18 protein-coding genes are annotated in these 19,503 nt (G+C 61.6%); 10 read left to right on the top strand and 8 right to left on the bottom strand.

Annotated elements, in window-relative coordinates:
- Positions 1 to 47 precede the first annotated feature (47 nt).
- On the bottom strand, positions 48 to 1,172 hold the full coding sequence (locus tag OK411_RS17865) for a P1 family peptidase (protein WP_136493713.1): 1,125 nt from the start codon (positions 1,170 to 1,172) through the stop codon (positions 48 to 50).
- A gap of 73 nt (positions 1,173 to 1,245) precedes the next feature.
- Positions 1,246 to 2,349, bottom strand: a complete 1,104-nt coding sequence (locus OK411_RS17860) for a polyamine ABC transporter substrate-binding protein (RefSeq protein WP_136493712.1) — start codon at positions 2,347 to 2,349, stop codon at positions 1,246 to 1,248.
- 111 nt (positions 2,350 to 2,460) lie between these two features.
- Between OK411_RS17860 and OK411_RS17855 the strand changes: the two genes are divergently transcribed.
- The gene (locus tag OK411_RS17855) at positions 2,461 to 3,240 is read left to right on the top strand and encodes a helix-turn-helix transcriptional regulator (protein WP_264365469.1); all 780 of its coding nucleotides are present in this window, start codon (positions 2,461 to 2,463) and stop codon (positions 3,238 to 3,240) included.
- Between the two features lie 122 nt (positions 3,241 to 3,362).
- On the opposite strand, the gene OK411_RS17850 is transcribed toward OK411_RS17855, so the two are convergent.
- Positions 3,363 to 4,304: a class I SAM-dependent methyltransferase gene (locus OK411_RS17850; RefSeq protein WP_264365468.1), complete on the bottom strand. Its 942-nt coding sequence runs from the start codon at positions 4,302 to 4,304 to the stop codon at positions 3,363 to 3,365.
- Positions 4,305 to 4,501: 197 nt separating this feature from the next.
- On the opposite strand from OK411_RS17850, the gene OK411_RS17845 reads away from it, so the two are divergent.
- The 4 genes from OK411_RS17845 to OK411_RS17830 all read left to right on the top strand — a co-directional run bounded on the left by OK411_RS17845 (position 4,502) and on the right by OK411_RS17830 (position 7,222).
- Positions 4,502 to 4,915 (top strand): response regulator, encoded by a 414-nt coding sequence (locus tag OK411_RS17845; RefSeq protein ID WP_125918670.1) that lies wholly within the window; start codon positions 4,502 to 4,504, stop codon positions 4,913 to 4,915.
- 56 nt (positions 4,916 to 4,971) lie between these two features.
- Positions 4,972 to 5,640, top strand: a complete 669-nt coding sequence (locus OK411_RS17840) for an HAD-IA family hydrolase (protein ID WP_125918669.1) — start codon at positions 4,972 to 4,974, stop codon at positions 5,638 to 5,640.
- 352 nt (positions 5,641 to 5,992) lie between these two features.
- Complete coding sequence (locus tag OK411_RS17835; RefSeq protein WP_110600877.1) at positions 5,993 to 6,790, top strand: SDR family NAD(P)-dependent oxidoreductase; 798 nt, start codon at positions 5,993 to 5,995, stop codon at positions 6,788 to 6,790.
- Positions 6,791 to 6,811: 21 nt separating this feature from the next.
- On the top strand, positions 6,812 to 7,222 hold the full coding sequence (locus OK411_RS17830; protein WP_123442154.1) for an SRPBCC family protein: 411 nt from the start codon (positions 6,812 to 6,814) through the stop codon (positions 7,220 to 7,222).
- Positions 7,223 to 7,353: 131 nt separating this feature from the next.
- On the opposite strand, the gene OK411_RS17825 is transcribed toward OK411_RS17830, so the two are convergent.
- Entirely contained in the window at positions 7,354 to 8,748 is a 1,395-nt protein-coding gene (locus tag OK411_RS17825; RefSeq protein ID WP_071171796.1) for a sensor histidine kinase, read from the bottom strand.
- A complete protein-coding gene (locus tag OK411_RS17820; protein ID WP_016775228.1) occupies positions 8,726 to 9,409 on the bottom strand; it encodes a response regulator transcription factor in 684 nt (227 codons plus the stop codon). The genes OK411_RS17825 and OK411_RS17820 overlap by 23 nt, the downstream gene beginning before the upstream one ends.
- A 308-nt stretch (positions 9,410 to 9,717) precedes the next feature.
- Here OK411_RS17820 and OK411_RS17815 point away from each other — a divergent pair, with 308 nt between their 5' ends.
- The 4 genes from OK411_RS17815 (at position 9,718) to hcnC (ending at position 14,038) form a co-directional block, all read left to right on the top strand.
- Positions 9,718 to 10,647: a hypothetical protein gene (locus OK411_RS17815; RefSeq protein WP_016775227.1), complete on the top strand. Its 930-nt coding sequence runs from the start codon at positions 9,718 to 9,720 to the stop codon at positions 10,645 to 10,647.
- Between the two features lie 418 nt (positions 10,648 to 11,065).
- Positions 11,066 to 11,380: a (2Fe-2S)-binding protein gene (locus OK411_RS17810; RefSeq protein ID WP_016775225.1), complete on the top strand. Its 315-nt coding sequence runs from the start codon at positions 11,066 to 11,068 to the stop codon at positions 11,378 to 11,380.
- Positions 11,377 to 12,786 carry a cyanide-forming glycine dehydrogenase subunit HcnB gene (gene hcnB, locus OK411_RS17805; protein WP_264365467.1) on the top strand — a complete coding sequence of 470 codons (1,410 nt, stop codon included), beginning with the start codon at positions 11,377 to 11,379 and terminating at the stop codon, positions 12,784 to 12,786. The genes OK411_RS17810 and hcnB overlap by 4 nt, the downstream gene beginning before the upstream one ends.
- The gene (gene hcnC, locus OK411_RS17800) at positions 12,779 to 14,038 is read left to right on the top strand and encodes a cyanide-forming glycine dehydrogenase subunit HcnC (RefSeq protein WP_264365466.1); all 1,260 of its coding nucleotides are present in this window, start codon (positions 12,779 to 12,781) and stop codon (positions 14,036 to 14,038) included. The genes hcnB and hcnC overlap by 8 nt, the downstream gene beginning before the upstream one ends.
- 146 nt (positions 14,039 to 14,184) lie before the next feature.
- Here hcnC and OK411_RS17795 read toward each other — a convergent pair whose 3' ends face one another.
- Positions 14,185 to 15,993: a monovalent cation:proton antiporter-2 (CPA2) family protein gene (locus OK411_RS17795; RefSeq protein ID WP_024013370.1), complete on the bottom strand. Its 1,809-nt coding sequence runs from the start codon at positions 15,991 to 15,993 to the stop codon at positions 14,185 to 14,187.
- Between the two features lie 249 nt (positions 15,994 to 16,242).
- Here OK411_RS17795 and OK411_RS17790 point away from each other — a divergent pair, with 249 nt between their 5' ends.
- Positions 16,243 to 17,157 (top strand): LysR family transcriptional regulator, encoded by a 915-nt coding sequence (locus tag OK411_RS17790; protein WP_016775221.1) that lies wholly within the window; start codon positions 16,243 to 16,245, stop codon positions 17,155 to 17,157.
- Here OK411_RS17790 and OK411_RS17785 read toward each other — a convergent pair.
- Both OK411_RS17785 and OK411_RS17780 read right to left on the bottom strand, forming a co-directional pair.
- Positions 17,147 to 17,917: a substrate-binding domain-containing protein gene (locus OK411_RS17785; protein ID WP_264365465.1), complete on the bottom strand. Its 771-nt coding sequence runs from the start codon at positions 17,915 to 17,917 to the stop codon at positions 17,147 to 17,149. The two genes, OK411_RS17790 and OK411_RS17785, sit on opposite strands and share 11 nt — an antisense overlap.
- Before the next feature lie 12 nt (positions 17,918 to 17,929).
- Positions 17,930 to 19,222, bottom strand: coding sequence for an MFS transporter (locus OK411_RS17780; RefSeq protein WP_264365464.1), 1,293 nt, complete (start codon positions 19,220 to 19,222; stop codon positions 17,930 to 17,932).
- Between the last annotated feature and the right edge of the window lie 281 nt (positions 19,223 to 19,503).

Genomic DNA, 19,503 nt, shown 5'->3' with positions numbered 1-19,503 from the left:
GCAATGGACGACTCAAGTACCGCCAGTCGTCCCTGCACAATGCCGGTTCATGCCGGACGCGATCCCGGCCAACCGGATTTTTTCAGCGCCGCCAGAAGCGTCTGCGCATCCAGGCCCGGCACCGAATGGCCGTTGCCCTCGCTGCTGTCGCTGGCGAGCAGGGCATTGATGATCGCTTCTTCAACGGCTTCGGTCGCGGCCAGAAACAGCTCGCTGATGTGGTCGTTGTTGACCATGCGCAAACCGTCGCAGGTGGCTGCGCGTTTAGCCTCGTAAGCGGCAGGCGGGACATGATCATTGCCGGTGGCGAAGGCAATGAAGATGTCACCGCTGTGGTCTTCGTTACCGCCGCCGGTACGCGCCAGGCCCAGGCTGGCACGTTGTGCCAGACGCGTGCATTGATGGGGCAGCAGCGGTGCATCAGTCGCCAGGCAGACGACGATCGAGCCCATGCCCGGGTGCGGCAGCGCTGCTCGCAGGAACGGTGAATCCTTCTGTTCCATATAGCGCCCGACCGGGTAACCATCGACGCGTAATTCACTGCGAATGCCGTGGTTGGCCTGCACTATCGCGCCAACGGTCCAGCCTCCCTGGGCGGCACTCAGACGTCGCGATGCGGTGCCGATGCCACCCTTGAACTCATGGCAGATCATGCCGCTGCCACCGCCCACCGCACCTTCGACTACCGGCCCATCCACGGCGCCGTTCAGTGCCTCGGCGACATGCTCGGGCTTGACGTGAAAGCCGTTGATGTCATTGAGCAGTCCATCGAAGGTCTCCAGCACCACCGGCATATTCCAGTAAAGCCGCCCGTCATCCGGCTGCTGCTCTCGGTCCAGCATAATCAGCGCATCACGCACCACACCGAGGCTGTGGGTGTTGGTAAAGGCAATCGGACTGGTCAGCAGACCGGCCTCGCGAATCCATTCCAGGCCGGTCGCATCACCGTTGCCATTGAGTACATGCACGCCGGCAAAGCACGGTTGCTGGCTGGTCGAGCCGGGGCGCGGCTCGATCAGCGTGACGCCGGTGCAGATGTCACGGCCGCTGCTGCTGCGACCACGTACATTGCTGTGACCGACGCGCACCCCCGGCACATCGGTAATGGCGTTGTGCGGGCCGGGTTGCATCTGGCCAATCAGGATATCGAGATCACGGGCACGCGGATTCATAAGATTCAGTCTCTTCATTGAAAAGGTCGGGCGGCTTACCGCTCGGATGAGGCAGGCAGATTTCTTGCGCGGGTTACTGGCCGTTCTTGACCTTGCTCCACACCCGCGTACGCACGCGTTCGGCGGCTTTGGGCAAGGGTTCGAGGGTGTAAAGCGTGGCCATGGCGGCAGGGGACGGGTACACCGCCGGGTTGTCGCGAGTGGCTGCTGCCACCAGCGCTGTCGCGGCGCGATTGCCATTCGGGTACGACAGGTGATCACTGACCGGCGCGATCACCTCCGGTCGCAGCAGGTAATCGATAAACGCCAGGCCTTGGGCGCGATTGGGGGCGTCCTTGAGCAGCACCAGAGTGTCGAACCACACCGGCGCGCCTTCCTTGGGCAGGCTGTAGGCGATCTTTACGCCGTTGTTGGCCTGCTCGGCATTGGTCTTGGCTTCGAGCATCGCCCCGGACCAGCCAACCGCCACGCAGATATTGCCGTTGGACAGATCGCTGATGAACTTCGAAGAGTTGAAGTAGGCGATGTGCGGGCGCAGCTTGAGCAGCAATGCTTCGGCTTTTTTGTAGTCCTCGGGATCGGTGCTGTTCGGCGGCAAGCCCAGGTAATGCAGGGCGACCGGCAGCATTTCCGACGGCGAATCGAGCATCGCCACGCCGCACTCGCCCAGTTTGGCCAGATTGGCTTCGTTGAACAGCAACTCCCAGGAATCCACCGGCGCTTTGTCACCCAGCGCGGCGCGGACTTTGTCGACGTTGTAGCCAATGCCGTTGGTGCCCCACAGGTAAGGCACGGCGTACTGATTGCCCGGATCGTTGACCGCGAGTTTCTTCAACAGCTCGGGGTCGAGACTCTGCCAGCCTGGCAGTTGATCGCGAGGCAAAGGGGCGAGGGCGCCGGCCTTGATCAGGGTCGGCAGGCTGAAGTTGCTCGCCACTACAACGTCGTAGCCGCTGCGGCTGGTCATCAGTTTGCCTTCGAGCACTTCGGCGCTGTCGAAGGTGTCGTACACCGGCCGGATGCCGCTGTCGCGCTGGAAATCATGCAGGGTGTTCGGCCCGATGTAGTCGTACCAGTTGTAGATATGCACGCTCGGTACGTCTGCCGCCATGGCGACCGAGGAGAGACAAAAACAGGCCAGCAGGCCCGGGTTGATAGATCCACGGTGACGACGCATGATGCGGCACTCCTGGCCTGTCGCAGGCCGGTGATGAACTGGAGTGGTCAGGCTAACGGGCCGGTCACACCAGCCCCATTCCCATCATGGGTTACTCGAAAGGGGTAGTGCGTGGACGCGTTGTTGCAGGAATTGCCGGTGCATCAGGGGCTGGCGCGGGTATTTACCCAGCTCGGGCAGGACGGTTTCTGGCGCGCGCTGGTCGACACCCTGCGCCTGCTGGTGCCGCTGGACAATGCCCTCGTCGCCCTGATGCAGGCCGGCCAGCCGCCGCGTTTGCTGATCGACTTCGACAGCAAGGGCTACGTGGACGACCAGCAGGAGCTGGCCGGTTATGCCGCCGGCATGTACCTGCTCGATCCGTTTTATCAAGCCGCCGTCAGCGGGATCAGCGACGGCCTGCACAGCCTGGCGTCCGTTGCGCCGGATCAGTTTCTGCACAGCGAGTATTACCAGAGCTACTTTCGTGCCGTGGTGGGCGAGGATGAATTGCAGTTTCTGATCAACGTCGAAGGCGCGGTACTCGGCTTGTCCCTGGGCCGTTCGACCGCGTTTGGCATGGCCGAGCAGGGTCGCCTGTTGTGCGTACGTGACTGGGTATTGGCGGCGATGCATCGCCACATGCAGTTGCTGCCGCCCCAAGGGCCGGTGGCTGAAGCGGTGGTGGGTGATCTGGCGACGTTGCTGGACCGTTTCGATGCCCGGCTGACCGCGCGCGAGATCGACACGGCGCGCCTGATCCTGCAGGGCTTTTCCAGCAAGGCGATGGCCCAGCAGTTGGGGATTTCGCCGGAGACCGTGAAGGTGCATCGACGCAATCTCTATCACAAGCTCAACGTCACCGGGCATGGTGAGTTGTTTGCGCTGGTGCTGCGGCCGACGGTTTTTTGATCAACACAGAACTTGTGTGGGAGCGAGCCTGCTCGCGAAAGCGGTGTATCAGTCAACAAAAGTGTTATCTGACACTGCGCTTTCGCGAGCAGGCTCGTTCCCACAGGTGAACTTACGCTGTGTCAGTGGCTGCGCTGGAAGACCAGAGCTTTCAGGCCGCTCTCTGGGTCGATATCGGGAAACTCTGGCGGGTTGTCCAGCCGATGCTCGAAGCGCAGGCTCGGCGCTTCCTGGGTCACGCCATCAATGAGAAAGTCGGAACCGAACGACGGGTCGTTCATGCACGCCAGCACCGTGCCTTGCGCGGTCAACAGTTCCGGCAAGCGGCGCAACACCCGTTGATAATCCTTGGTCAGCAAAAAGCTGCCTTTCTGAAACGACGGCGGGTCGATGATCACCAGATCGTACGGGCCGCTGTTGATCACCTTGCCCCAGGATTTGAACAGGTCGTGACCGAGAAAGCTGACCTTGCTCAGGTCGTGGCCGTTCAAACGGTGATTGTCGCGTCCACGGCTCAGCGCGGCGCGGGACATATCCAGGTTGACCACATGGCTGGCGCCGCCTTCGATTGCCGCTACGGAAAAGCCGCAGGTGTAGGCGAACAGGTTTAACACGCGCTTGCCCGCCGCTTGTTCGCGCACCCAGTTGCGGCCGTAGCGCATGTCGAGAAACAGCCCGGTGTTCTGCTTGCGCCCCAGGTCGACGCGGTACTGCAAGCCACCCTCGACGATGGTCATTTCTTCGATTTCCTCACCGATCAGCCATTCGGCCGTGCTTTGCGGCAGATAACGGTGCTGGATCAGCAAAGTGTGCGCGCCGGACTGCTGCCACTCGGCCGAGGCGGCGAGGAGCAGCAGCGAATCCCGCAGATCTTGCAGCTGCTCAGGCGCCGGTTCCTTGAACAGCGACACCAGCACCACGCCCTGCAACCATTCCACGGTCAACTGCTCCAGCCCCGGCCAGCAGCGTCCGCGCCCGTGAAACAACCGACGGGTTTCGCTGGGTGCCGCCGCCAGTGCGGGCAGCAAATGAGCGTGGAGGGTGGCGAGGGCTTGAGGGTTCATGGATCAGGATCGGCCAGGCAAAGGGCCGGCATTTTAACCACAATTGAGGGGTTTCGATGGGCGCCGCGCTTCGAAAAACAACACCTTGGCGAAATCTGCTGTATCAAAAGTGAATTTCTACAAGGCGCGCTGCTCATACCTGATAAGCAGCGGATTCAAACCGCTTATCAAAAATGTAATTCGGGGGAGTGCTGTTCATGTGCCCTACACCTACGTCGAGCGCGCACCTTCCTGGCGGGTTGATTCTGGTTGTCGAGGACGATCCGTTGATTCTGGAGTTCCTTTGCGAAATTCTCCAGGAGGAAGGGTTCAAGGTCGAACCGCAAACCAGCGCCGACGCCGCCTCACGGTATCTGGAAAAACATGCAGCCGATGTTGCGCTGCTGCTGACCGACATCACCATGCCCGGCACGCTTAACGGCGCGGACCTGGCCAATCTGTTCGGCGACCGCTGGCCGGAAAAACCGGTGATGGTCATGTCCGGCTATGAAACGCCCGAGACCTCCGGGGTCAAGCATTCGGTAGCGTTCATCAAAAAGCCGTGGGCGATCGGTCAGTTGCTCGATTGTGTGGAAAGCGCGTTCAAATCCAAGGCGCCGCAGTTGCACTGACAAGTGCTACATTGCCGGGCCAGGCTGCCCGGCCAACTGTCAGAGGATTTGCTCTCTTGTCTGCTCAAGCATCGGTTTTTGATCGCGAGTTCGGCGCGTTCCTGTTCGACATGGACGGCACCGTCCTCAATTCCATCGCCGCCGCCGAGCGCATCTGGTCAGCGTGGGCGGTGCGCCATGGCGTTGATGTCGCGACGTTCCTGCCGACCATCCATGGCGCGCGTGCGATCGACACGATCACCCGGCTGAGTCTGCCGGGCGTGGATGCCGAGCAACAAGCAGCGTTCATCACCGCAGCGGAAATCAATGACGTTGAAGGCATTGTCGAGATTCCTGCGGCGGCAGCCTTTCTCAACGCGCTGCCGAAAAACCGTTGGGCGATGGTGACGTCGGCGCCTCGCGATCTGGCGTTGCGGCGGATGGCGGCTGCGGGGATTCCGGAGCCGGCGGTGATGATCACGGCGGAAGATGTAAAGGCTGGCAAGCCTGATCCTGCGGGGTATCTCTTGGCTGCAAATAAGCTGGGAGTCGAGCCGGCTGACTGTCTGATCTTTGAAGACGCCACGGTTGGTATTCAGGCTGCGGAAGCGGCGGGCGCTGCACTGATGATCATCACCACCACGCACCAGCACCCGATCGAAACGGCGCATGCGACGTTGGCCAGTTACGATGCGATCGGCGTCAGGGTCGGCGCCGATGGTCTGCTTCGTCTGACGGAAATCTGATCTGTTCCGAAATGCCCCTCACCCTAGCCCTCTCCCGGAGGGAGAGGGGACTGACCGGGGGATATTCAGGTAATACGCCGACGTGAAAGGTCTTCTCTGAATCCATAATCGCTATGGTCTTTCAGGCCGACGGCAAATTCAGCACAACTCGGTCGGTTCCCTCTCCCCCGGGAGAGGGCTAGGGTGAGGGGGCTACGGTCTGCCAGAGACAGGGGATCGTCAATCAAACAACATCCCCGTCACCGGTCGGCAGCTCAACCATGCCGGCAATATCACAACTACGCTGATCCATGCTTGTGAAATCGTCGCCAAAGTCGAGCGCGGTGGAACTCCTTGCTAACGAGGTAAACGCATGAAGATCGATCTGAGTGGAAAACTGGCCATTGTCAGCGGCAGTACCGGCGGCATCGGTCTGGGCATCAGCCAGTCGTTGGCCGAAGCCGGGGCGACGGTGGTGGTCATCGGTCGCGACACGGCCAAGGTCGAGCAGGCGCTGGCGAGCATTCGCCAAGCGGTGCCCAGCGCGCAGTTGCGGGGTCTGAGCGCCGATCTGGGCACGGCCGAGGGCGCGGAAAAGCTGTTCGCCGCCGAACCGCGCGCGGACATTCTGGTCAACAACCTCGGCATCTTCAACGACGTCGATTTCTTCGAGACTCCCGACAGTGAGTGGACGCGCTTCTATGAAGTCAACGTGATTTCCGGCGTGCGCCTGGCGCGGCATTACGTGCCGGCGATGGTCGAGCAGGGTTGGGGCCGGGTGATCTTTCTGTCATCGGAATCCGGGGTGGCGACGCCGGCTGACATGCTCAATTACGGCGTGACCAAAAGCGCCAACCTCGCGGTGTCCCACGGCTTGGCCAAACGTCTGGCTGGCACCGGGGTCACGGTCAATGCGATCCTGCCGGGACCGACTTTCACCGATGGCCTGCAGGACATGCTCAGAGACGCGGCCGCCGAATCCGGGCGCGACCTGCGCGACGAAGCCGACGCCTTTGTGCGCAAGGCCCGTCCGACTTCGATCATCCAGCGCGTGGCGGATGTTTCGGAAGTGGCGCATCTGGTCACGTACATTGCTTCACCGCTGTCCTCGGCCACCACGGGCGCAGCGTTGCGCGTCGATGGCGGTGTGGTCGACAGCCTGACTATCTGAAATTTCTGAAAGAGAGGTTTTATGCCAACAGCATCTGCAACCATCGACATCCCGGCCGCGGCCGATCAGGTCTGGCAATTGATCGGCGGCTTCAACACGCTGCCGGACTGGCTGCCGTTGATTACCAACAGTGAACTGAGCGAAGGCGGGCGCGTACGCACCCTGCAAACCGCTGACGGCGGCGTGGTCGTCGAACGTCTGCAGACCTTCGATAACGCCGCCCGAACCTACAGCTATTCGATTGAACAGGCACCGTTCCCGGCCAGCGATTATCTCGCGACGATCAAGGTTGAAGCCCAAGGGCAGGGCGCGCGGGTGACGTGGTCGGGACGATTTAATGCGGTCGGCGTGAGCGATGAAGAGGTGGTGGCGTTGTTCAACGGCATCTACCAGGGCGGGCTCGAAGCCTTGCGGGCGAATTACCCGACCTGAGACGCAGATCGTTCCCACGCTCTGCGTGGGAATGCAGCCCGGGACGCTCTGCGTCCCATTTCGAAAGCCGGAACGCGGAGCGTCCCTTGAGGCATTCCCACGCGGAGCGTGGGAACGATCGGCGCGAGACGTCAGGCCTGGCTGATCAAACTCTGCCGACAATCCAGCACCAGTTTCGCCCCGCCCAGATCGCTGCTGCCGACTTCAAGACTGAAGCCGTGCAGGCTGACAATCGCCGCGACAATCGACAGTCCCAGACCAAAACCGCTTTGCGGCTGGCCACCCTCGGTACGGTAAAACCGCTGGAACACCGCCTCACGTTCAGCCTCGGGAATCCCCGGGCCTGAATCGTGAACCTCGATCCGCGTCTGGCCACCTGCATTAACCCCACGCAACATCACCGTGCCGCCGGGCGGGGTGAATTTGATCGAGTTGCTCAGCAGGTTCGCCAACGCTTCGAACAGCAACGCGCGGTCGCCATTGAGCGGCGGCAGCGTCTCCGGCATGTTCAACTGAAAGCGCAGATCGCCTTCCTCGGCCAGCGGCAGATAGAACTCGTGCAACTCCTCCAGCAAACGCACCGGATCAAGTTCGACGAAACCTGAGCGGCGCTGGCGATCCTCCAGCTCGGAAATCCGCAACAAACCGCGAAACCGCGCCATCAGCGTGTCCGCCTCAGCCAGAACCAGATCCAGTTGCGCCGCTTCTTGTGAACCTTCGCCCGCCTGTTGCTGCATCCGATACAACTGCGCGCGCAGGCGAGTCAGCGGTGTGCGCAAGTCGTGGGCGATGTTGTCGCAGACGCCTTTGACCTCGTTCATCAAGCGCTCGATGCGCTCCAGCATGGCGTTGACGATGGCGGCGAGCATGTCCAGCTCATCGCGGCGATTGGACAGCGGCAAGCGGTGCGTCAGGTCGCCGGCAACGATGGCCTGGGCGCTGTTCTGAATCGCGCGGATGCGCTGCAACGGTCGACGCCGCAGCAGATGCCAACCGGCGACCCCGGGAATAATCGTCAGCGACACCCCCCAGAACAACGCGTGCAAAATGATCCGCGTCACCGCGAACAGCGAGCCATTGTCACGCAGCAGCACCAGCCAGCGCCCGTCGCGAGTCTGGGTGGCCACAGCATCGCAGCTGTCGTTCGGCAGGGTCGGGTCATCGGAATCGGCGCACTCGGCGAGCATGTGGATCTTGCCGTCGAGCGGCAGTCCTTCGGGAATTTGCTGAAGTGCGCCGCCCAGGTAAACGCCGTCAGCGCTGAACAGACCATAGGCGTCGATACCACGAATATCGAAGGTCATGCTGGCCGCGAGCGCGTCTTCGAGTTGCTCGCCGCGAAAATGCGAGAACAGATGCTGGCGTTGCATCAACGAATGTTTGGCCAGTTTGTCGAGGTAGCCGGATACCTCGTAGTACATGACCCCCATGAGGATCGCGCTCCAGGCCACGAACAGCGAGCTGTACAGCGCCAGCAAGCGGCTGCTGGACGAGCGCCAGCCGTCAGACGGGTTCGGCAATGACATAGCCGGAGCCCCGTACCGTGCGGATCAGCGGAACGTTGCCGGCTGCGTCGATCTTTTTGCGCAGCCGGCCGATATGCACGTCGATGAGGTTGGTGCCCGGGTCGAAGTGATAACCCCAGACCTCTTCGAAAATCATCATCCGCGAGAGAATCTGGCCGCTGTTGCGCATCAGGAACTCGAGCAGTTTGTATTCGGTGGGCAGCAGCGTCAGCACCTGTCCGGCGCGGCGGGCTTCATGGCTGATCAGGTCGAGTTCGAGGTCGGCGACGTTCAATGTCGTGGCCTGGGTGGCGACGCTGTTTTGCCGGCGCAGCAACACTTCGACCCGCGCAGCCATTTCATCGGTGGCGAACGGTTTGGTCAGGTAGTCATCGCCACCGGCACGCAAACCGCGCACGCGCTCATCGACATCGGAGAGGGCGCTGATCATCAGAATCGGCGTCGCCACGCCCATGGTGCGCAGGGTGGTGACGATGGCCAGACCATCCAGCTCGGGCAGCATGCGGTCGAGGGTGATCAGGTCGTAGTTGCCGCTCACGGCGCGGTCGAGGCCTTCGCGGCCATTGTCGACCCAGTCGACATCCAGCCCGTGGCTGCTCAGTTCGGCAACGATTTCCCGCGCGGTCACGGCGTCGTCTTCGATGGTCAAGATACGAGTCATAGGCAGGCCTGCTGATCGGTTCAAACGGAATGGCAGCATTTTGCCAAGAATTTACCGTGACGCTTTAAATTAACTTTCATCTTCGTCGCGACGGTGAAGCGGAACTGATCGGATTTGCCAGTCAGTCATCAATGCAGAAAACCCGCAGGCGCTGACCATTTATTGCAAATTGCACGGATCAGCGGAGTTCAAACTTTCTAACCTGTTGAAAATAAACAGTTTATTTAGTTTCTGTAACTGGCACGGTCACTGCAATTCCTAACCTGACGAGTTGTAACACCATTTTTCATGCCTGGAGCAGTACAACAATGAATAGATCCCCTGATGGCTATTATCCTGCCGTGGAAGAGTCGAGCAGCGTCTCAGGCGTGTCCTGGGGCGCGATCTTTGCCGGTGCTGCGGCGGCCGCTGCGCTGTCGATGATTCTCGTGCTGCTCGGTTTCGGTCTGGGCTTTTCGGCGGTTTCACCGTGGGCCGGAGAGGGCGTGAGCGCCAAGGGCCTGGGCATTTCGACGATTGTCTGGCTGGCGGTGACGCAGATCATTGCTTCCGGCATGGGCGGCTACATTGCCGGTCGTCTGCGGGTGAAATGGGCGAACATGCACGGTGACGAAGTCTACTTCCGCGACACCGCCCACGGCTTCCTCGCCTGGTGCGTCGCCACGCTGGTCACCGCTGTGCTGGTGGTCGGTTCGGTCAGCAGCGTCGTCAGCGGCGGTGTGCAGGCTGGGGCTAACGTCGTCGGCGGTGCTGCCGGTGCGATGAGCCAGGCCGCCGGTTCTGCCGCAGCCAATACTGACAGCGATCAGTACGGCTACTTCGTCGACAGTCTGTTCCGTGACGACCGTCCGGCTGCCGTCAGCGATGACGCCGCACGCGGCACCGTGACCCGCATCTTCGCCCAGAGCCTGGCCAACGGTCAGCTCAGCGCCGAAGACCGCACCTACCTCGCACAACTGGTATCGCAACGTACCAACCTGAGCCAGGCCGATGCTGAACGTCGTGTCGACGAAATCTACGCCAACACCCAGAAAGCCATCGCTGACGCGAAACTGAAAGCCCAGCAAGCTGCCGACACCGCCGCGAAAGTCGCTGCCTACACCTCGCTGTGGATGTTCGTCGCGCTGCTGGCCGGTGCGTTCTTTGCCAGCCTCGCAGCCACCTTCGGCGGTCGTCGTCGCGATGCGGTCGAGTACGTTGAAGTCGACACCTACACCACTACCACTCCGGTCCGTTAAAAAGGAGAGTCACCATGCGCTCATTACTGCTGTTCTTCCTCGGCGTACCGATCCCGATCATCATCCTGATCGCCCTGTTCGTACACTGATCCCTCTGAGGCAGGATGCCTCTGCCGCTTTCATCTTCGGGTGAAAGCGGCTTTTTGCTTTCTGCGGGGCCAGTTCGTCTTCTCCAATTGATCGTTGTCCATCCCGCCATTTTCACTGGCCTGGATCAATATTTCCCCTGGCGATATCGCCTACCGTAAATGATCCAGGCCTTTGCTGAGGTATGAGCTACAGTGCTTGTCGCGCACCTTGTTGCGCTGACGAAGTATCCGCGTCGACGTTGAAAACACAGCAATAAAAGCGTCGACGAGGCGTAGTGCAGCAAGGAGCTGACACAACCTCAACTGAATCTTCACGGACGAACACCGTAATGAACTGCCTAGAAAGAACCTTCGATATCCAGCCCTTGGTGCAGGCGGACATGACCGTGCACATCAACGGCCAAGCGGTCAGCGCCGCCATTGGCGAAACCGTTCTCAGCGTCATCCAGTCCCTCGGCGTGCGCCAGATCGCACGCAATGACCACGATCAGATCAGCGGCGCCTATTGCGGCATGGGCGTGTGCCAGTGCTGTCTGGTGAAAATCAACGGTCGCCACAAACGTCGCGCCTGCCAGACCGTGGTCCGCGACGGTATGCAGATCGAAACCCGAGTGAACCGCGTCGTCGCGCAGGAGGTTGTATGAGCGTGCAACCGTTGATCGTCGGCGGCGGGCCAGCGGGGATGGCGGCGGCCATCGAACTGGCGCGCCACGGCGTGCGCTGCACCTTGCTCGAAGAGGCTTCGCGCCTCGGCGGCGTGGTCTATCGCGGGCCGTTGCGCGATGGCGTGCAGCTGGATTATCTCGGCCCGCGTTATTCCGAAGCACTGGACAAACTGCACGGTGAATTTCAGCAGCAGTCCGGGCTGATCGACGTGCGCCTCAACCATCGGGTGGTCGGCGCCGAAGGCACTCGCGCTCTGGTGGTGCTCGATGGCGATGAACAGCTGCACGAGATGGCTTATCCGCAACTGTTGTTGGCCGCCGGCTGCCATGAACGCAGTGTGCCGTTTCCCGGCTGGACGTTGCCAGGGGTGATCCTGCTCGGCGGCCTGCAATTGCAGATCAAGAGTGGCGTGGTCAAGCCGCAAGGGCCGGTGATCATCGCCGGCACCGGGCCGTTGCTGCCGCTTGTCGCGACCCAGTTACATGCATCTGGCGTGCGCGTCGCCGGCGTCTATGAGGCTTGCGCATTCGGCAAGATCGCCCGCGAGAGTCTGGCGCTGCTGAACAAGCCGCAGCTGTTCCTCGACGGCTTGAGCATGCTCGCTCACCTCAAGCTGCACGGCATCCCGATGAACTACGGTTGGGGGGTGGTCGAAGCCCACGGCGAGGGCGAATTGAAAAGCGTCAGCGTCGCACCGTATTCGTCGACGTGGGAGGCGGATCTGTCGCGGGTCGAGCGTTTCGAAGCGCAGACGCTGGCGGTCGGTTACGGTTTTATTCCGCGCACGCAATTGAGCCAGCAGATGGGCCTTGATCACGGCTTCAGCGACGATGGCTACCTGCGTGCCAACGCCAATGTCTGGCAGCAAAGCAGCGTCGCGCATGTGCATCTGGCCGGTGACGTGGGCGGGATCCGTGGCGGCGAAGCCGCGATGCTGGCCGGCAAGATCGCCGCCACTTCGATCCTGCTGCAACGCGGCGTGCTCGACGCCGAGCTCGCCCGGGTGCGCCGTGATCGCTACGCAAGCAAACTCAGAGCCATCGTGCGCTTTCGTGCGGCGGTGGATCGCTACACCGAGCGCGGTGTCGGGCAGATCGCTTTGCCCACAGCCGACACGGTGATCTGCCGCTGCGAACACGCGACCCGCGCCGACATCGATCTGGCGCTGGAGCAGGGTGTGCAAGACATCGCCAGCCTGAAAATGCGCACCCGCGTGAGCATGGGCGATTGCCAGGGGCGGATGTGCGTCGGCTATTGCAGCGATCGACTGCGCCAGGCCACTGGACGTCAGGATGTCGGTTGGCTGCGCCCGCGCTTTCCAATCGATCCGGTGCCGTTTTCCGCGTTCCAGTCTCTCGGCACGGAGGGCGATTGCCATGAGTAAGTTCTACGACGTGGTCATTGCCGGTGGCGGCGTGATCGGCGCGTCCTGCGCCTACCAATTGTCCAAGCGCAAAGATCTCAAGGTGGCACTGATCGACGCCAAGCGCCCCGGCAACGCGACCCGTGCTTCGGCGGGTGGTTTATGGGCGATCGGCGAGTCGGTCGGCCTCGGTTGCGGGGTGATTTTCTTTCGCATGATGTCGGCCAACCGCAAGCGCGAGACCCATGGCGCTGCGGTAGCGGTGGACGCCAGTACGCCGCATATTCTGCCGCAGTCGTTTTTCGATTTTGCCTTGCAATCCAATGCGCTGTACCCGGCGCTGCATCGCGAGCTGAAAGACAACCACGGCATGGATTGCAAGTTCGAAAAGACCGGATTGAAATTCGTGATCTATGACGACGAAGATCGGCTCTACGCCGAGCACATCGTCGGCTGCATTCCGCATCTGGCCGATCAGGTGCGCTGGCTCGATCAGGCGGCGTTGCGCGCGGCTGAACCGAGTGTCAGCCATGAGGCGCGCGGGGCGCTGGAGTTTCTCTGCGATCATCAGGTCAGTCCGTTCCGTCTCGCCGATGCCTACATGGAAGGCGCGCGGCAGAACGGCGTCGACATCTTCGTCAACACCAACGTCACCGGCGTGCTGCATCACGGCACTCGCGTGACCGGCGTGCAGACGGCAGAAGCGGGCGTGTTTCACTGCAAGACGCTGATCAACGCCGCCGGTGCCTGGGCGGCGGATTTGAGTGAGTGGGCCACGGGTATCCGCATTCCGGTGAAACCGGTGAAAGGGCAGATCCTGCTGACCGAGCGCATGCCGAAAATCCTCAATGGCTGCCTGACCACCAGCGATTGCTACGTTGCGCAAAAGGACAACGGCGAAATCCTCATTGGTAGCACCACCGAAGACAAAGGGTTCGACGTCACCACCACCTACCCGGAAATCGCCGGGCTGGTGCAGGGCGCGGTGCGCTGTCTGCCGGAGCTTGTGGACGTCAATCTGAAGCGCACATGGGCGGGGCTGCGTCCGGGCTCTCCGGATGAGTTGCCGATCCTCGGGCCGATGCGTGAGGTCGAGGGTTATCTGAATGCTTGCGGGCACTTCCGCACCGGCATTCTGACCTCGGCGATTACCGGGGTGTTGCTGGATAAACTGGTGAATGATGAACCGCTGCCGCTGGATATCACGCCGTTTCTGGCGGATCGGTTTGCAGTCGCGCCGGTCGAGCCCGCCCCCGCGCTGGAACTGGCCTGATTCTCTCCCACATGATCGTTCCCACGCTCTGCGTGGGAATGCCTCAAGGGACGCTCCGCGTTCCAGCTCGGGAAGTGGAACGCGGAGCGTCCCGGGCTGTGTTACCACGCGTAGCGTGGGAACAATCAAATCTGTGCAAGGCACGATCAGGATTTTCGGGCTTCCTCTTCGAGCTGATCCGATTCAAACAGTTTGGCCAGTTCCGCCCGGGCTTCCTGGGCGGTCTGCAGGACTTTGGCGGCGTCGTCGTAGACGGCGTGTTGTGCCTCCAGCACTTGTTCGTCGTGATGCTTGAAACGCTTGATCCGCGCATCGGCCTGGGCTTGGGTCAGACCGAGGCCGACCAGCGTGCGCCGGCTCATTTCCAGGCTCGAATAATAGGTCTCACGAATCGCTTCCGCGCCGACATCCACCAGGCGATGCACGTGCTGACGGTTACGCGCGCGGGCGATGATTTTCATGTGCGGATAGAGCTTGTGCACCACTTCGGCAGTCTTGATGTTGGTCTCCGGATCGTCCGTGGCAATGACGAAATATTCCGCCTCGCCGACCTTCGCCGCGTGAAGGATTTCCGGGCGCATCGGGTCGCCGTAGAACACCGGTACGCCGCCGAAGCTGCGTGACAGTTCGATGGTTTCCACCGAGGTGTCCAGCGCGACGAACTTGATGTTCTGCGCGCGCAGAATCCGCGCCACGATCTGGCCCATCCGGCCCATGCCGGCAATCACCACGCGCGGTGCTTCGGTGTCGATTTCGCGGAATTTCTCCGGCACTTCCACCGGCTGCACTTTCGGGCTGACCAGACGCGCGCAGATCAACAGCAGCAACGGCGTCAGCGCCATCGACAGGGTGATGGTCAGCACCAGCAGGTCGTACAGACGCGGCTCGAACAGGCCCTGATCGCGACCGATCTTGAACACCACGAAGGCAAACTCACCGCCGGCAGCGAGGACGATGCCGAGGCGGATTGCGCTGATCTTGTTCAGTCCGCCTGCCAAGCGCCCAACCACGAACAGCAGCGGCAATTTCAGACCGATCAGCAACAAGGTCAGGCCCAATACGGTGATCGGCGCGCTCAACAACAGGCTGAGATTGGCACCCATGCCGACGCTGATGAAAAACAGCCCGAGCAGCAGGCCCTTGAACGGTTCGATCTGCGCTTCCAGCTCATGCCGGTATTCCGAATCCGCCAGCAGCAGACCAGCGAGAAACGCACCCAACGCCATCGACACGCCGACCAGATCCATCAGCCACGCCGTGCCGATCACCACCAGCAACGCGGTGGCGGTGGACACTTCCGGCAGCCCGGTTTTCGCCACCACGCGGAACACCGGACGCAGCAGATACCGCCCGCCGATCACCACCACGGCAATGCCGCCGAGCACCTGCAAGCTGTGACGAATATCGTCGGCGGTGCTGGTGTGGTGATCGACGCCGGCGAGCATCGGCACCAGGGCGATCAATGGAATCGCGGCGATGTCCTGGAACAGCAGAATCGCAAACGCGAGACGCCCGTGGGGGCTGGTCAGTTCCTTGCGTTCGGCGAGGCTTTGCAGGCCGAACGCCGTGGAGGAGAGCGCCAGACCGAGGCCCAGCACAATGGCGCTGTTCAGCGGCTGGCCGAACACCGACAGCGCCAGCACGCCGATCACCGATGCGGTCAACAGCACCTGTGCCAGACCGACGCCGAACACCGATTTGCGCATTACCCACAAGCGTCGCGGCGACAGCTCCAGGCCGATGATGAACAGCAGCAACACCACGCCCAGCTCGGAAATATGCGCAACGCTTTGCGGGTTGCCGATCAGGCCGAGCACCGACGGGCCGATGATCACCCCGGCAAACAGATAACCGAGCACCGCGCCCAGTTGCAGACGTTTGGCCAAAGGCACGGTGAGCACGGCCGCGAACAGAAACACGACAGCGGCTTGCAACAGATTGCCTTCATGGGGCATTGGAACGACTCCTGACTACGGGTACGGCGGGGCGACAAGGATAAGGGTTACGCGGTCTCCAGACCATTCGAGATCCAATGTGGGAGCGAGCCTGCTCGCGAATGCGGTGGGTCAGTCACCTATCCATTGACTAATGCCCCGCATTCGCGAGCAGGCTCGCTCCCACAAGGGCAGCTTCTATCAGGCCTGTAATAATTTGCATCAACTGGTTACATTTATAACCCCTGCGCATCAATTTCCGGAAACGCCATGGCCATCAACTTCGACCTCAACGACCTGCAAGCCTTTCGCGCGGTGGTCGAGCAGGGCAGTTTTCGCAAGGCTGCCGACACCGTGCGCCTGTCGCAACCGGCGCTCAGCCGGCGCATCGAAAAGCTCGAAGACGCCCTCGGCGTGAAACTGTTCGAGCGCACCACGCGCAAGGTCAGCCTGACCCAGGCCGGGCGCGGCTTCATGCCCAGCGTCGAGCGCTTGCTGGATGATCTCGACATTGCCTTGCTTGGCATCAGCGAAGTCGCCTCGACGCGCTTGGGCCATGTCACCGTCGCCTGCGTGCCGTCGGCGGCGTACTACTTCATGCCCCGCGTGGTCGCGCGTTATCACCAGCAGTTTCCGCGGATCAAGGTCAAAGTCCTTGATTCCAGCGCTCACGATGTGTTGAGTGCGGTGGTCAATGGCGAGGCGGATTTCGGTTTGAGTTTTCTCGGCACGCAGGATGCCAAAGTCGAGTTCGAACCGCTTGTGCAGGAGTGCTACGTTGTCGCCTGTCGTCGCGATCATCCACTGGCCGGGCGCAGCAGCGTCAGTTGGGACGAGTTCTATCAGCAGGATTACATCGCGCTGGACAAGACTTCGGGCAATCGCTTTCTGCTCGATCAGGCCTTGGGCGGGGTGGTGCCGCAGCGGCAGAGCATCTGCGAGACGCGGCATGTGACGACGATGATCGGCTTGGTGGAGGCGGGGCTGGGCGTGGCGGCGGTGCCGTTGATGGCGATGCCCGGGCCGGATCATCCGATCCTGACGCGGGTGCCACTGATTGAGCCGCAGGTGATGCGCAGTGTCGGCATCATCAAGCGCCGGGATCGCACGTTGACCCCGGCGGCTTTGGAACTGGAGCGGCTGGTCGTGGAAATGCGCGTCCAGCCGCCAACGATCAACGCTTGACCGAATCCAGCCCGGTGGCCTGCACGTCAGCCTGAGCGGCCGGTGCAGCGAGGTAGGCGAGCAGGGCTTTGGCCTCTTCTGGATGCTCGGCCTTGACCGGAATCCCAGCGGCAAAACGCGTCACCGACTGTACCGATTCCGGAATCTTCGCGACGAAGCTCACGCCCGGCACCGGCAGCAATTCGCTGACCTGCTGGAAGCCCAACTGATAGTCGCCAGTGGCAACCACCGAGCCGACCGGGATCCTGGCGATCATCTTGGTTTTCGGTTTCAACTGATCTTCGATGCCGAGTTTCTTGAACAGCTGCTGCTCGATGTACACGCCGCTGGCGCTGTCGGAGTAGGCCACCGACTGCGCGTCAAGCAGGGTTTTCTTCAGGCCGTCGACGCTGCTGATGTCCGGTTTCGCCGCGCCTTCACGCACCACCATGCCGATCCGCGAATCCGCCAGTTCAACGCGGGAGGCTGGGTCGACCTTGCCTTGTTTGATCAGCTCATCAAGAGCGTAACCGACCATGATCACCACGTCGGCGTGCTCGCCGCGCGCCAGACGGTTGGGAATCGCTTCCGGCGCCTTGCCCATCGACGGGCCGAGGCTGGTGGTCAGCGTGTTGCCCGTTGCGGCGGCGAATTTCGGCCCGAGGATCTTGTAGGCGGCAGTGAAACCACCGGAGGTCATCACGCTGAGTTCTTCGGCCTGAGCCGCGAAATTAAACGCGAGACCGGCGAGCAGGGCGGTGACAGTAAATAGTTTTTTCATGGCGAGTATTCCTCAGGCCGCGACAGGTTGCAGACGACCACCGGCACGGCGGTACAGATAAAGCGTGGCGCACAGCGCGCACAGCGCACCGATGCTCATCCAGTAACCTGGCGCGGCTTTGTCGCCGGTGTACTGGATCAGGAAAGTCGACATCGCCGGGGTGAAACCGCCGAAGATCGCGGTGGCCAGGCTATAGGCCAGGGAGAAACCGGCGACGCGCACTTCCACCGGCATGATTTCGGTCAGCGCCGGAATCATCGCGCCGTTGTACAAGCCGTAAATGAAGGACAACCACAGCAGCGACAGCAGCATGTTGGTGAAGCTCGGCGCCTGCACCAGGAACGACAGCGCCGGATAAGTGGTGGCCAGTGCCAGCAAGGCCATGCCGATCAGCACTGGGCGACGACCGATACGGTCGGACAACGCGCCGCCAATCGGCAGCCAGAAGAAGTTCGACACACCCACCAGCAGCGTCACCAGCAACGCGTCGGAAGTGCTCAGGTGCAGCACGGTTTTGCCGAAAGTCGGCGCGTACACGGTGATCAGGTAGAACGCGGTAGTGGTCAGCGCGACCATCAACATCCCGCCGAGCACCACGCCCCAGTTCTGGCCAAGGGTGCGGAACACTTCGCGCATGCTTGGACGGTGTTTGCGTGCGGCGAACTCTTCGGTTTCCGCCAGATTACGACGCAGGAAGAAGATGAACGGGACGATCATGCAGCCGACGAAAAACGGAATGCGCCAGCCCCAGGCTGCCACGGCTTGCGGCTCCATCCACTGGTTCAGACCGTAGCCCAGCGCGGCAGCAACGATGATCGCCACTTGCTGACTGGCCGACTGCCAAGCGGTGAAAAACCCTTTGCGGCCCGGCGTAGCGATTTCGGACAGATACACCGAAACACCACCGAGTTCCGCGCCGGCGGAGAAGCCTTGCAGCAGTCGCCCGATCAGTACCAGCGCCGGGGCGAACGGGCCTATGGTTTCGTATCCGGGCACCAGCACAATCAATATCGTGCCGCTGGCCATGATCGACAGGGTGACGATCAGACCTTTGCGCCGGCCGACGTCATCGATGTACGCGCCGAGCACGATGGCGCCGAGCGGACGCATCAGGAAGCCTGCGCCGAATACTGCGAAAGTCATCATCAGCGAGGCGAACTCGCTGCTCGCCGGGAAGAACACCGCCGCGATCTGCGTGGCGTAGAAGCCGAACAGAAAGAAGTCGAACTGTTCGAGGAAGTTGCCCGAGGTCACCCGGAAGATGGCACCGGCCCGCGAGCCGTTGGTTGGGATTGAGGCTGTCATTGAAAAGTACTCCACCGCTTTTATGACGTGCGCTACGGAGAAGCGGCGCACGGTTTTTATTGAGGTGGATGGTGGCGCAGATGTAACAATCTGTTAATTGCATTGTTGGCATGGATTGATGCGTGGGGCGGATCAATGGCTTCAGTGCTTGGCGCATTTGTGGGAGCGAGCCTGCTCGCGAAGGCTTTCCGTCAGTTGGCAACGATGGCGGATGTGCCGGCGTATTCGCGAGCAGGCTCGCTCCCCCAGGGGACCCCCGGTCCTCCGATAAACACCCACCG

Source organism: Pseudomonas sp. RG1 (genome assembly GCF_025910115.1).
GTDB lineage: Bacteria > Pseudomonadota > Gammaproteobacteria > Pseudomonadales > Pseudomonadaceae > Aquipseudomonas > Aquipseudomonas atacamensis.
This window is presented reverse-complemented; position numbering and strand designations above follow the sequence as displayed.

Coding starts and splice junctions, on each gene's coding strand:
- hcnB (WP_264365467.1), top strand. CDS start 11,377: ATGAGCGTGCAACCGTTGATCGTCGGCGGCGGGCCAGCGGGGATGGCG.
- OK411_RS17780 (WP_264365464.1), bottom strand. CDS start 19,222: ATGACAGCCTCAATCCCAACCAACGGCTCGCGGGCCGGTGCCATCTTC.
- OK411_RS17815 (WP_016775227.1), top strand. CDS start 9,718: ATGAATAGATCCCCTGATGGCTATTATCCTGCCGTGGAAGAGTCGAGC.
- OK411_RS17820 (WP_016775228.1), bottom strand. CDS start 9,409: ATGACTCGTATCTTGACCATCGAAGACGACGCCGTGACCGCGCGGGAA.
- hcnC (WP_264365466.1), top strand. CDS start 12,779: ATGAGTAAGTTCTACGACGTGGTCATTGCCGGTGGCGGCGTGATCGGC.
- OK411_RS17795 (WP_024013370.1), bottom strand. CDS start 15,993: ATGCCCCATGAAGGCAATCTGTTGCAAGCCGCTGTCGTGTTTCTGTTC.
- OK411_RS17790 (WP_016775221.1), top strand. CDS start 16,243: ATGGCCATCAACTTCGACCTCAACGACCTGCAAGCCTTTCGCGCGGTG.
- OK411_RS17830 (WP_123442154.1), top strand. CDS start 6,812: ATGCCAACAGCATCTGCAACCATCGACATCCCGGCCGCGGCCGATCAG.
- OK411_RS17860 (WP_136493712.1), bottom strand. CDS start 2,349: ATGCGTCGTCACCGTGGATCTATCAACCCGGGCCTGCTGGCCTGTTTT.
- OK411_RS17865 (WP_136493713.1), bottom strand. CDS start 1,172: ATGAATCCGCGTGCCCGTGATCTCGATATCCTGATTGGCCAGATGCAA.
- OK411_RS17810 (WP_016775225.1), top strand. CDS start 11,066: ATGAACTGCCTAGAAAGAACCTTCGATATCCAGCCCTTGGTGCAGGCG.
- OK411_RS17785 (WP_264365465.1), bottom strand. CDS start 17,917: ATGAAAAAACTATTTACTGTCACCGCCCTGCTCGCCGGTCTCGCGTTT.
- OK411_RS17825 (WP_071171796.1), bottom strand. CDS start 8,748: ATGTCATTGCCGAACCCGTCTGACGGCTGGCGCTCGTCCAGCAGCCGC.
- OK411_RS17850 (WP_264365468.1), bottom strand. CDS start 4,304: ATGAACCCTCAAGCCCTCGCCACCCTCCACGCTCATTTGCTGCCCGCA.
- OK411_RS17845 (WP_125918670.1), top strand. CDS start 4,502: ATGTGCCCTACACCTACGTCGAGCGCGCACCTTCCTGGCGGGTTGATT.
- OK411_RS17835 (WP_110600877.1), top strand. CDS start 5,993: ATGAAGATCGATCTGAGTGGAAAACTGGCCATTGTCAGCGGCAGTACC.